Origin of the sequence: Mycobacterium simiae, from assembly GCF_008370645.1 — a bacterium.
In the GTDB taxonomy this organism is placed as follows: domain Bacteria; phylum Actinomycetota; class Actinomycetes; order Mycobacteriales; family Mycobacteriaceae; genus Mycobacterium; species Mycobacterium simiae_A.
This window is the reverse complement of sequence record NZ_VTZN01000151.1, coordinates 1-12,237: the sequence shown is the minus strand read 5'-3', so window position 1 is coordinate 12,237 and position 12,237 is coordinate 1. Positions and strand designations below refer to the sequence as shown.

Annotated in this window: 8 protein-coding genes and 1 pseudogene; 5 read left to right on the top strand and 4 right to left on the bottom strand. The window is 64.4% G+C overall.

Going from position 1 to position 12,237, the window contains the following annotated elements:
• A partial coding sequence (locus F0Q45_RS28685; protein WP_223163927.1) for a hypothetical protein occupies positions 1-271 on the top strand: 271 nt, incomplete at its 5' end.
• A 218-nt stretch (positions 272-489) separates the two neighbouring features.
• Here the strand turns inward: F0Q45_RS28685 and F0Q45_RS20080 are convergent.
• The 4 genes and pseudogenes from F0Q45_RS20080 to F0Q45_RS20065 form a co-directional block, all read right to left on the bottom strand.
• Complete coding sequence (locus tag F0Q45_RS20080) at positions 490-1,305, bottom strand: L,D-transpeptidase (protein WP_149655612.1); 816 nt, start codon at positions 1,303-1,305, stop codon at positions 490-492.
• A 392-nt stretch (positions 1,306-1,697) separates the two neighbouring features.
• Complete coding sequence (locus tag F0Q45_RS20075) at positions 1,698-3,119, bottom strand: phytoene desaturase family protein (protein WP_149655611.1); 1,422 nt, start codon at positions 3,117-3,119, stop codon at positions 1,698-1,700.
• On the bottom strand, positions 3,116-4,873 hold the full coding sequence (locus F0Q45_RS20070) for a DUF3556 domain-containing protein (RefSeq protein WP_149655610.1): 1,758 nt from the start codon (positions 4,871-4,873) through the stop codon (positions 3,116-3,118). Before F0Q45_RS20070 ends, F0Q45_RS20075 begins: the two co-directional genes overlap by 4 nt.
• A gap of 748 nt (positions 4,874-5,621) precedes the next feature.
• A pseudogene (locus F0Q45_RS20065) lies at positions 5,622-6,923 on the bottom strand (PE family protein); the annotation flags it as partial.
• Positions 6,924-7,207: 284 nt separating this feature from the next.
• Between F0Q45_RS20065 and F0Q45_RS20060 the strand changes: the two are divergent.
• From F0Q45_RS20060 to F0Q45_RS20045, 4 genes are all read left to right on the top strand, one after another.
• Positions 7,208-7,948 (top strand): lysophospholipid acyltransferase family protein, encoded by a 741-nt coding sequence (locus F0Q45_RS20060; protein ID WP_149655613.1) that lies wholly within the window; start codon positions 7,208-7,210, stop codon positions 7,946-7,948.
• Between the two features lie 3 nt (positions 7,949-7,951).
• Positions 7,952-9,574: an acyl-CoA ligase FadD12 gene (gene fadD12 / locus F0Q45_RS20055; RefSeq protein ID WP_149655608.1), complete on the top strand. Its 1,623-nt coding sequence runs from the start codon at positions 7,952-7,954 to the stop codon at positions 9,572-9,574.
• Complete coding sequence (locus F0Q45_RS20050) at positions 9,571-10,848, top strand: alpha/beta hydrolase (RefSeq protein WP_149655607.1); 1,278 nt, start codon at positions 9,571-9,573, stop codon at positions 10,846-10,848. Before fadD12 ends, F0Q45_RS20050 begins: the two co-directional genes overlap by 4 nt.
• Positions 10,849-11,162: 314 nt before the next feature.
• Positions 11,163-12,197 (top strand): DUF732 domain-containing protein, encoded by a 1,035-nt coding sequence (locus tag F0Q45_RS20045; RefSeq protein WP_149655606.1) that lies wholly within the window; start codon positions 11,163-11,165, stop codon positions 12,195-12,197.
• Positions 12,198-12,237 lie beyond the last annotated feature (40 nt).

Genomic DNA, 12,237 nt, shown 5'->3' with positions numbered 1-12,237 from the left:
TCTAGGACAGGCGCGGGGCGCCCAGGCACTCGGCCGGGCATACCAGCTCGGCTTCGATGAGTTGCCTGGCCCCCGGCGCGGTCGCCGCTTGGGTTCGACCACGAAGGCACAAGCGGACGCGTCGAAAGTGCAACTACGGCGGCACCGCTCGGCGGTCCCCCGGCGTGTCCCCGCCGCCAGCACACACTCGACGCCGCCCAGCGCATGGTTAGGAATTACCATCGCCTCCTCATATCGTGCGCCATTCATCTGGATGCAGTCGCTGCAGTAGACGCTGTGAGGGACGCGGCCGCCGCGCCAAACCTGAAGCACTGTGTCAGTTCCGCGCGGCACTCGGAATGGTCAAGGTGCGCTCAGCCGGAAAGCGGCACCATGGTCGCCTCCGGTCGCCGGCGGTACGGGTAGCCGGGAACCGCCGCCGAATCAGCTTGACGCGGGGGCGCCCAGATTGTCTGGGTGAGCCACTTTAAGCGGCGAATGGCGCGCTGGTTATTCCTGCACAATCACCGGGTCGCCAACATGGACGGTGTTGTAGTACCACTCGGCATCCTCGGGGCTCAGGCTGATACAACCGTGGCTGACATTCTCAAGCCCCATTGCATTGACGGCCCACGGAGCCGAATGCACGTAGAGGCCCCGGCTGGTGATGCGGACGGCATAATCCACCGGGATGCGATACCCGTCGGGAGCGTCGACGGGGATCCCGACGCTGCTCGAATCCATAACCACCGAGCGGTCCTTGGCCAAGACCGTGTAGGTGCCAGCAGGTGTCGGGTACTCCGGCCTACCCATCGAGGCCGGGAGCACCCCCTCCTCTCCCCAATGGGGCCGGTGGTGCGGCGCTGGTAGTGCAGGAGGTGGTCCTGCCGCCACGCCGTCGATGCTCACGGTAAACGTGTGATTCGAAACATTGGCAACGCCGACGAGAGCAGGACCGGTTTCAAAATCAGTGGCTAGGCGGCCAACCGAAAGCGTCACCGTGCTGTGGGCCGGCCAGAATCGGTCGGGAACCCACTGCACCACGTCGTTGTCGAGCCATTCGAACTTGCCGGTCATTGCCGGGGACGATTTGACTGCAATGGCACGCTCGGCGGCGTGCCGGTTGGCTAAATTGGCTATGGGCGTCCGGAACCTGACTACCACCGGGTGCGCCACACCCACCACCTGGCCACGCGTTGGAAGAACCGAAGCGATGGCGTAGCCATGCGGCTGGTTCACCGCCGCTCGGCTTACGCCGGCTGGCCCCGCGACCACAGACGTCGCGATCGCGACCACGGCAAGAACACACCGAACAACCGCCCGCATGGCTCCGATTCCCTTTTGAGTGACATAGTTAGCAGTAGTGATGGTAGGCGCCGCGTCGAGCGTGGAAGGGCAAGCGCGCCTGAGCAATTCGATCAAGGCTCTGTCACGCTTTGGCTACGGCAGGCATCAGAGCATCGGACGATTCAGGTCCATGATGCCGCTCAGCGTCGTTGGCGGTGGTTGAGACGAACGCGAGACATCGGCGCTGCGGTGTGCGCGGCATTGTGGGTCGGCCGCGCATTGCTATGGCCGACAGAAACTTTCGCGCGTAACTTGTGATGTGCACGAATTCTGCTCGCGAGGGGCCGTTGCCGAATGTTCGAGATAACGGTAAGCCGATCACTCGGATGGCCCGAGATCTTCGACATCAATCCGGGCACCCTAGGGAGCCGCTAATGCCGCTTACGCAGCCCGCGCAACGCCGACTGGGCGGCGTGGTAGCCACACAGCCCGTGGATGCCGGCGCCGGGCGGCGCGGACTGCGAACACAGGTAGACGCCAGGCACGCCGATCGGGTAGGGATCGAGGGCAATCCGCGGCCGGAAGATGACCTGGAGCCGGTCGTTGGCACCGCCGATGATGTCGCCGCCGATGAAGTTGCGGTTGTAGGCCTGCAGCTCGGCGGTGGACGTGCTGACGGTGGCGATGACGCGGTCACGGAATCCGGGGGCGAACCGCTCGATCTGGTCGACGACGGCGGCGGTCGCGTCGCCGGTGTAGCCGAAGGGCACGTGGGCGTAGGCCCAGATCGGGTTGATGTTGCCCGCTGAGCGGGTCGGGTCGGCCAGGTACTGCTGCCCCACCAGGACAAAGGGCCGTGGCACCATCGCGCCTTGGACACGTTGCCGTTCGGTGTCGGCGATCTCGGCGAAGGTGCCGCCTAGATGGACGGTGCCGGCTCGCCCGCAATCGGGGTTGGTCCACGGAATGTCCCCCTCGATGGCGAAGTCGACCTTGAACGCCGACGAGCCTTGCCGGTAACGCCGATACGACGACTTGATCCGCGCGGGCATCGCATCGTCGTAGAGCGCCAGGACACTGGCCGGGCTGAGGTCGAGCATGACGAGGTCGGCATCCGGGATGTCGCGGCGGCTGGTGACAGAGACGCCAGTAGTGACGCAGCCACCATGTGCGCGCAGCGCCGCGCCCAAAGCTCGGGTGATCGACCCGGATCCCCCTTCGGCGACGGGCCAGCCGTAGCGGTGGCCACTGGCCAAGATCATCAACCCGAGTGACGCGGTCAGCGGCCGGTCCAGCCGGGTGTAGACGTGCGCGGCCGCGCCGCCGAACAACGCGCGGGCCTGCTCGGTGCGAAACCAGCGCGCGGCAGTGGTGGCCGGCAGCACCGCCCGCGGACCGAAGGCGGCAAGGCGGAGCGGGTGTCGCGGGACGTTGATCACCGGCCGGAGCAAATCGCTCGCCAATTCGTCGAATCCCGCCGCCAGATCCGCCACCGCGCATCGCCAACGGCTGCCGTCCGGCCCCATCCGCGCCGCCGTCTTCTCGATTGACTGGAACAGCACGCCGGCGGTGCCATCGTCGAGCGGGTGCGCGCAATCGATTTCGGGCCATTTCCACCTCAGCCCATAGCGTTGGAGGTCAATCTGCTGCCAGAACGGTGACCCGACACCGAGCGGGTGAAACGCCGAGCAGTGATCGTGGATGATCCCGGGTAGCGTCAGCTCACCTGAACGCGCTCCCCCGCCGATCGTGTCGCGAGCTTCCAGCACCTGCACCTCGACGCCCTGCCGGGCCAGCTCGATGGCCGCGGCCAGGCCATTGGGTCCGGCGCCGACGACGACCGCCGTGGTCATAGGTTCTCGCGTTGACTGGCTACGTGGACCGGGAATTCGTCGCCGGGCTCGGGCCAAGGTTGGCGAGACAGCATGTCTTTGACATCGACATAACCGGCCTCAATCAAACCGGTTTTGGCGTCGACAATGCGGTACCACTGCTTTTGGACATGGATCGGTTGGCCTTCCAGGATCACCACACGAACGTCGCCGTCGTCGAAGTTGCACCGCCGTTGCACCGCCGCTAGCAGTTGCTCGTTGTGCAGGTGCCCTTCACCGAAGTTCCAGCCGACCAAGGGGCCGGCAATCAACTCCCCTTCGCGCACGCGGTAATTGCCTTCGTCGGCGTCGCCCCCCAAGGCGCGCGGCAACAGGCCGTTGAGGGCCCTGCCATGGGTGTGCATCGCCCGGAAGGCGGCGGTCTTGTCCATCATGATTTCAGCGCTGTCGGCACCGTAGAGCTTGGTCAGCTGATTGACCACCAGCGCAGAGCTTTTGACGATATTGGCTTCGATCTTGTCCTCGGCCCCGGGCCGAAAGCACCACACGCTGGTGGCCCAGTTGCCGGCGTAGTAGCGCATTGCCGGCAGAAACGAAATCTTTTCGGGGAGAATATTTCCCGCGATCGCCAGGGCCACGGCGGCAAGAATGATGGCGAGCAGCAGTGGTGATCGCAGGTCGGTGGCCTGGATCGCGCTGTAGTGCCCGAATAGGTAGAACAGCGAGAAGATGAAGAACACATTCCACTCCAACGGAACTCCCATCGGCAAGTTGGAAAGGATGTTGAGGTGGAAGATCACCATGAAGCCGATGAGAAACCACCGCCAGGGGTGACCGTCGGCGACGAAGACCAAGACCCCGGGGACCAGGAACTCCGCCGTTGTCCCGCCGACGTGCGCCATCAGCTTCGGCAACCGCGACGGACGCAAGTCGTTGACCGGATCCAGGTAGAGCCGGTGCTTGAGCCGGTTGAACAGCCTGCTACGCAGCAGCGCGTTGTTGCTCGTCATCACCGACACGACATACGGGAAGTGGTGGTTGAGCTTGGAGGTCGCCGCCCCCCACCACAGCGCCAGCATGATGAGCTTGAAGGCGGCGATCTGATCGGTAAACGGGAAGAAAAACACCAAGAGTTTCAGCCAATAGTGTTCGCCGCGAGCGGCCAAGAAGATGGTCTTATCGCGCAGCCCCAACACCACCAGCGCCACGACCGTCGGGATGATCAGGGCAGGGTCGATCAAACCGACATCGCCGCCAGCCGTGACGGGACCGCCCCGACCCGGTGACAACAGGGCCCACACCCCGCCCAATATCACCACGGCGTAGAGGGCGACGTCGACGACGGAACGGCTGTCGCCGCGAGTGCAGGGTACTTTGTCGGGCCAGGCCGGCAGTCGAATGGTTCTGGGGCGCAACCAATACAGAAACCCGCCGATCGGCGGCATGAACCGTCCGGTGAGCGGGCCGGAGCCGCAGCCAAAGCCCATCACCTCGAAAAGCAGCGTGAAGATGATGACCTTCTGGTACACGATCGGTTGCGTCCACCAGTCGCCGATCTGGCCCAATCCGCCCAAGCCGGGCGTCAGCGCGATGATCGCCGCGGGGGCGGCGACGTACACGCCGATCTTCAACAGATACAGCAGGTAGGCGGCGTAGGGAGTACCAAAGCCGTGCTCCACCCAGTGCCGCGTGACGATTCGCAGACGTACAGCCCGCGGCAGCGCCTGCCAGCTCGCGTGTTGGACGTCGGGAAGCTCCGGTGACATGAATCCCATGACGGGCCCTCCAGATCTGCGGGTATGAGATCAGTTGGTGGACAGGATGATCGGTGTCGGCAGACTCGATGGTTGATCTTTCACAATAGATGCTCGCATCAGTATTCGGAGCCGACGATCACGGGGTTGCCGGCGACGGCTCGGTCTACGTGGTGCAGCAGCGTCAGAGCGACAACGGCTGACCGGTGACGAGAGCCGCGACGACCATCCCACCAATTCCAGGGCCAAACACGACGAACATTATATTTGTGGCCGGGATGAGTTGCATGTATTGGTTGAACCCGCCGAGGTCACCGGCAGTCAACGCATTGATGCCGCTAACCAGGTAATGCAGATCGGATGTCACAAAATAGCCGGGGGCTGCGACGAAAACCGGCAACATCATCTGACCAATAGTGATGGCATTAACCACCTCGGCCGGCGCGCCATAACTCACTGCCTGAGCTGAAAGCGAATCGCCGACTTGGTAAATGGTTGAGGTGATGGCGGGGTCGATTTCGTCGTTGATGGCGGTGCTGACGATGTGGTCTAGGTAGTCCAGTGGCCCGCTGATGGCGCTGCCGAGCTGTGGTGGCACCGAAATCTCGGTCGGCATGGCCGGCGGCAAAATACTGATCGGCAGCGAAGAATTCAACGGGGTCGACAGATCCAGGGCGGGCGGCAGCGGCAGGTCCGGCAGCAGCGGCAGTCCTACGCCGGCTAACGCGTCGTTGATTCCCTGCTGAGTCCCCACAGCCAGGTCGCCCATGACGGCAATGGGATCGACGTGCGTCGGGAAGAGGCCGGCCGGTGTGTGCACATCCGCATATCCCGTGCGGTCATAACCTAATTCGACGATTACCCGCAAATTCGGCTGCACGAGATCCAGCAGCGGCTCGGGCACAATACCGCGCAGCGGCTCCAGCAAGGGCAGATTCTCGGTAGGAATCATGATGTAGGTGATGTCGGTAGCCGCCGGAGACACCGGCTGAACAATACCTGCCGCAATCTGTGCGGGCGTCAGCTCCTCATAAGTGCCGTGTGAATAGAAGATACCCAACATTGCGTTGACGTCAGCCACGATATTGGCCGGGTACTGCGGGAAGTCGGCCCAGCCATCGTATTGCCGGGTGTACACAGTGGTCGGGTAAATAGTGTCCGGGATGGCACCGGAAAATGTCACACCGAGCGGCTGGATGCGCACATCGGGAAACCGCGCAAGTATGCCCCCGTTAGGGTTACTGGGACTACCGAGCAGCACAAACGATAGCTGGTCGGCGCTGGGCCGCAGGTCTGGCGGCAGGCTTGCCAAATACCGCATTTCCATGGCCGCTACCGAAGAGCTCTGGGAGAAGCCCAGAACGACGACCTCTCGCCCCGCGGCATATTCCGACATGATCGCGCCATGCAGAATGGAGGCGCCCTGGGCCACCGATTCGTCAAAGGTCAGGCTGGGGATACCGGAAAACGGCTGAAATTGCTCGGGTGTGGTCAATCCGACGGCCAGTGCGCCCGGGTAGAACGGGCGGATGTAGCGGTTGAAGACCTGCCATAGGTAGCGACCCGTCGGGAGCGGGTTTCCGGTAGGACCCATAATCAGCGCCGTTGGCCCAAGTGGCAGCAGCAACCGCGTCGGCACGGCTCCGGCCTCGGTGGGTCCGCCGGTCCCTGCAACTAGGCCGGCCATGTCATTGGCGATCGGCGGGTGCTCGAGCAATGCCTGGGTTGACGTGCTCACCGCGGCGCGCGGGTCATGCTGCATCTGGTCCAAGGACCGCAGCAGCGAGCTATTGGCGGCCTCAACGGCTGCATAGGCCTCTGCGGCCGCGTCGAGTCCGCGGACAATCTGGTTATGAAACGCCGACAGCTGCGCGCTGAGCGATTGAAATTGCGCCCCGTAGTCCCCGAACAGCGCCGCGATCGCCGCCGAAACCTCATCGCCGGCGGCCGCCATCACCCGCGTCGTCGGGCCCATCGCGGCGGATATAGCCGCATCGACGGTCGCACCGACACGGGCCAAACCCGAAGCCGCTGAAGCCACCACCTCCGGCTCCGCAACCACAAATGACACCCGCTACCCCCCCTGCCAGCTCCGCCCGGCCGGCACGAAACGTAGCAGAACCGGTAGCTATCCGCAGGCGTTCGCGTCGATACGGTAGGTCGCCCGGCGACTGCGGACCCGGCCGGTCCGGTGGCCGGACCGGTCGGCCTGTCGCGGCCCGGTCGCTACCATCAAGACACTCCACGGCACACAAGCCTGGGGAGAGCCCATGAGGGAGGCACGTGAGCACCGACAGCCCGGATATCGGAGAACCCGATATCGACAAGTGGGACCCCGGCCTGACCAAGCGGTTGATGGGTGTGATGCGTCCGATCTTGAAGACGTACTTCCGGTGTGAGGTGCACGGCCTGGACACGTTTCCGCCGGGCGGAGCGCTGGTGGTCGGCAACCACTCAGGCGGAATGTTTCCAATGGACGTTCCCATCTTCAGCATTAGCTTCTACGAGAAGTTTGGCTATGACCGGCCGGTTTACACGCTCAGTCATGACATTTTGTTCATGGGGCTGACCGGGTCGCTGTTCCGGCGGACCGGCTACATCAGGGCCAGCCAGGACAACGCGGCCAAGGCGCTGCGGTCCGGTGGCGTGGTCATCGTGTTCCCCGGCGGTGACTACGACGCGTACCGACCTACTTTCGCCGAGAATGTCATCGACTTCAACGGCCGCAAGGGGTATGTCAAAACGGCGATCGAAGCCGGCGTGCCCATCGTGCCCGCGGTGTCTATCGGGGGCCAGGAGACCCAGCTCTATCTGTCGCGGGGAACGTGGCTGGCCCAGCGCTTGGGGCTAAAACGATTGCTGCGCACCGACATTCTGCCGCTGTCATTCGGCTTTCCATTTGGGTTCAGCGCCGCTATCCCGCCCAACCTGCCGCTGCCGACAAAGATCGTTACCGAGGTGCTGGAGCCGATCGACATCGCTGCGCGGTTCGGTGACCACCCTGACGTCGACGAGGTCGACGAACATGTGCGCTCGGTGATGCAGGGAGGCCTCAACAAACTCGCCGCCACTCGCCGTTTCCCAATCCTAGGCTGAGCCATGATATCTCGCATCCATCAGGCATTCGGCTCGATCAACACCATGCGACGCGCCCGACTGATCGCCCCGATGCGGCCAGACCGCTACCTGAAGATCGCTGCCGCAATGCGACGTGAAGGAATGGGATTTACTGCGGGTTTCGCCGGCGCGGCGCAACGCTGCCCGGACCGCCCGGGACTGATCGACGAACTAGGGACGCTGACTTGGCGGCAACTCGACGAGCGCAGCAATGCCTTGGCTGCCGCCCTGCAGGCCCTGCCAGCCGCGACACCGAAAGTCCTTGGCATCATGTGCCGCAACCATCGTGGCTTCCTCGAAGCGCTGATAGCAGCCCACCGCGTTGGCGCCGACATCGTGTTGCTCAACACCTCGTTCGCCGGCCCGGCGCTGGCCGACGTGGTGACAGGGGAGAATGTCGACACTGTTATCTATGACGAGGAGTTCACCGCCACGGTGGAGCGCGCGTTCGCAGGCAAACCGGACGCCAGGCGCATTGTGGCCTGGGCCGACCAGCAGCAGGACCAGACCGTCGAAAAGCTCGTCTCCACTTACGCCGGGCAGCGGCCCAAACATGCCGCCGCCAAAGGCAAACTGATCCTGCTGACCTCGGGCACCACCGGAACACCCAAGGGCGCCAAGCATTCTGGCGGGAGCGGTGGAATCAGCACGCTAACAGCGATCCTGGACCGCACGCCCTGGCGAGCCGAGGAGCCCATCGTGATTGTGGCGCCCATGTTTCACGCCTGGGGCTTCTCACAGCTGGTGCTAGCCGCGTCGCTGGCCTGCACGATCATCACCCGGCGCAAGTTCGACCCGGAGGCGACACTGGACCTGGTCGATCGCCACCAGGCGACGGGCCTGGCGGTGGTGCCGGTGATGTTCGATCGCATCATGGACCTGCCCGCCGATGTTCGCCATCGCTACAGCGGCCGGTCGCTACGGTTCGCCGCTGCGTCCGGCTCCCGAATGCGCCCCGACATCGTCATCTCCTTCATGGATCAATTCGGCGACGTGATCTATAACAACTACAACGCCACCGAGGCCGGCATGATCGCCACTGCGACACCAGCCGACTTGCGCGCAGCCCCCGACACCGCGGGGAAACCGGCGGAAGGGACCGAAATCCGGATCCTGGACCCGGAATTCAACGCGGTTCCCACGGGCGAGGTCGGCAGCATCTACGTCCGCAACGACAGCCAATTCGACGGCTACACCTCCGGCGCCACCAAGGACTTCCATGCCGGATTCATGTCGTCGGGCGACGTAGGCTACCTCGACGAGCACGGACGCCTGTTCGTGGTCGGCCGCGACGACGAGATGATTGTTTCCGGCGGCGAGAACGTCTACCCGATCGAAGTGGAGAAGACACTAGCCGCCCACCCCGAGGTGGCTGAGGCCGCGGTGATCGGTGTTGACGACGAACAGTACGGTCAGCGGCTCGCGGCGTTCGTTGTGCTAGAACCTGGCCGGTCGGCAACCGCGAAAAGCCTCAAACAACACGTTCGGGACAACCTGGCCAATTACAAAGTGCCACGTGAAATAACCGTCCTCGACGAACTTCCGCGCGGCAGCACCGGCAAGATCCTGCGCGCCGAACTGCAATCACGGGTCAGCGGCTCATGAGGGGCGAGCGACTGCTGAGGCTGGCGCGCCGTCCGCGCCCGCTGACTCGGGGCGCACTAGAAGTGATCAACGCGGCCAACGGTTTACGTCCGGTCACCCGGCATCCCTATGCCTCGGCCCTGGTGTTCTGGTTCGGCTGGCCGGCATCGGAAGTGCCCGGCCTGTACCTGACAGCCTCCGCGTTAGATGCCGTGCGCCGCGGGCGGCGCGGCGATTTCGCCGGACCGAAGGGAAAAGCGGCGTTGGCGTTAACTGCTGCGGCCTGGACGATCCTGGGGGTGATCCGCTACCGCGGCGTCACAACTCCGGGGCCGGTGCTGGAAGCGGGATTGAGCGAAGGGCTCGGACCCGACTACGCCAAGGAGCTGGCCGCGCTGCCGACCAAACCGACGCGCCGGGGGCGACGTAACCTTCCGCTCCGTACCACCGTGGCGCGACGACGCTATGTCGAGAAGACCAACATCGTCGCCTACGGCCCGCACCGGCGCGCCAACCTGGCCGACATCTGGCGTCGCCGCGACCTGCCTCGTGATGGCAAGGCACCGGTGCTGGTGCAAGTGCCCGGCGGTGCCTGGGTACTCGGCTGGCGCCGCCCGCAAGCGTATCCCTTGATGAGCCACCTGGTTTCGCGCGGCTGGGTCTGCGTGTCGCTGAACTATCGCGTCTCTCCGCTGCACACCTGGCCCGCGCACATCGTCGACGTCAAGCGCGCGCTGGCCTGGGTCAAACAGAACATCGCGGCCTACGGCGGGGACCCGGACTTTGTCGCTATCAGCGGCGGTTCCGCCGGCGGCCACCTATCGGCACTGGCGGCCCTGACCCCCAATGAGCCCAGATTCCAGCCCGGCTTCGAAGAAGCCGATACGTCGGTGGTAGCGGCCGTGCCCGTATACGGGCGCTACGACTGGTATTCCCTCGACGCCGCCGGGCGACCCGAGTTCGTCGGGCTGCTCGAACGGTTCGTGGTAAAGCTGAAATTCAGCGAGCATCGGCACATCTTCGTTGATGCTTCGCCTATCCATCACGTACGGGCAGACGCACCGCCTTTCTTCGTGCTGCACGGCCGAGCCGACTCCCTTATCCCCGTCGTCGAAGCTCAGAAGTTCGTCGACGAGTTGAGGGCGGTATCGAAGTCGCCAGTCGCATACGCCGAATTACCCAGTGCCCAACATGCTTTCGACATCTTCGGTTCCCCGCGTGCGCATCAGACCGCCGAGGCCGTGGCCAGCTTCTTGTCCTGGGTGTACGTGACGAATGGACCGGGCACCCGTTAGCCACGCCGAGGCCTGCTGTCAAGCATTCGCAGTAGCTCACGGCTGGCCTCCAAAGTCAGGTGGTCCCGTGGGGTCATCCGGGTTTGCGTCTTAATGGCTGTCTGCCCCTTGCGGTGTTCTGCTATGTCGCCTCACCAGCAGGCGTGGCCACGTCTCCTGGCAACAACGAGGACTTCTAAGTGGCCATTGACAGCGGCATGCGGCGAATGTTACAGCAATGTTAAAACAACGAAAAAACTGGGGAGGGTACCAGGAGGCACACACGACATCGATCACCACAGACCTGACCGCCCTACAGAACGGAAACCACTGCTATGTTCACCGGCACCGCCAGCCGCGCGGGCGCCGTGGCAACCGCCACCGTGATATTGATCGGCGCCGCGATCCTGCGCGGCAGCGCAGCAGCGGCGGACCCGAACCAGGACGACCAGTTTCTGGCATCGCTTGATCGACGTGGCATCCCCGCCCTCGAGAATGCGCCAAGCCTGATTGCCATAGCCCATGAAGTTTGTGGCCGACTCGACGGCGGTATGCCCGTGGATCGAGTCGTCGAGTCGATGACGAAGTTCGCGTACAACAATGACCCGAGCCTGCGCCAATACCCTCCCGACCGCCTGACCCGCACCCTATCCCGCTTCGTCACCGCGGCCGTGCAGGCCTACTGCCCCTTCAACCAGGACAAGATCGCTTCTTTCAGCCCTAATCCCACGCCGCGAATCAATGAACCCACCGACCGGGTCGCTGCGTACCGGCACAATGCCATTGCCTCACAACGCGACTCACGGGACCGGGCGCCGGCCTCGGACATGATCTCCGTGCCGGCGGCATCGCGGCAACAGACACCCGCCAGGGTCGTGGGGCTACCACACTCGATCGTCGGCAACGTCTTGGTTGCGCGTCACCATCGGGGCGAGCGGTCAGACCGCAACTCGCACGGCGATATTCGCGCTCCGCTGATCGAAACCATTCCCGCAGGTGAGACCATCGCGCCGAAGCCGCCGCAGATTCCGGCGCCATCGCCTCCGCCAGCTCACATTCTCATGCCACCACTGGCGCCCGCGCCGTCGCAGCCACCGCAGCAGCCGCCGCCTGCGCTTCAGGAGCCGCCGCAGCCACAAGAGTTGCCGCCACCGCCGCAGGAGTTGCCTCCACCGCCCCAGGAGCCGCCCCCACCACAACAGGTGGAGCCTCCCGCTGTTTCTCCCCAGCCCGGAGGTGCTGCTGGTGGCGGCGGCAGCGGCGATGGCGGCAGCGCCGGCAGCGGTAGTGGCGGCGGCGGTGGTGGCGGCCCGGCCGGGCCGTCGCCGACGCGACCCATGCCGCCAGGCGTTATCAGGGTCGCGCCGTGAGACAAGGACCGAGTCATCAGCCGTCGGCAACGCCTGCCGC

Bases quoted from the DNA above. Each gene is read 5' to 3' on its own strand.
- F0Q45_RS20060 (WP_149655613.1), top strand. From the start codon at position 7,208: ATGGGTGTGATGCGTCCGATCTTGAAGACGTACTTCCGGTGTGAGGTG.
- F0Q45_RS20070 (WP_149655610.1), bottom strand. From the start codon at position 4,873: ATGGGATTCATGTCACCGGAGCTTCCCGACGTCCAACACGCGAGCTGG.
- F0Q45_RS20045 (WP_149655606.1), top strand. From the start codon at position 11,163: ATGTTCACCGGCACCGCCAGCCGCGCGGGCGCCGTGGCAACCGCCACC.
- F0Q45_RS20080 (WP_149655612.1), bottom strand. From the start codon at position 1,305: ATGCGGGCGGTTGTTCGGTGTGTTCTTGCCGTGGTCGCGATCGCGACG.
- F0Q45_RS20075 (WP_149655611.1), bottom strand. From the start codon at position 3,119: ATGACCACGGCGGTCGTCGTCGGCGCCGGACCCAATGGCCTGGCCGCG.
- F0Q45_RS20050 (WP_149655607.1), top strand. From the start codon at position 9,571: ATGAGGGGCGAGCGACTGCTGAGGCTGGCGCGCCGTCCGCGCCCGCTG.
- fadD12 (WP_149655608.1), top strand. From the start codon at position 7,952: ATGATATCTCGCATCCATCAGGCATTCGGCTCGATCAACACCATGCGA.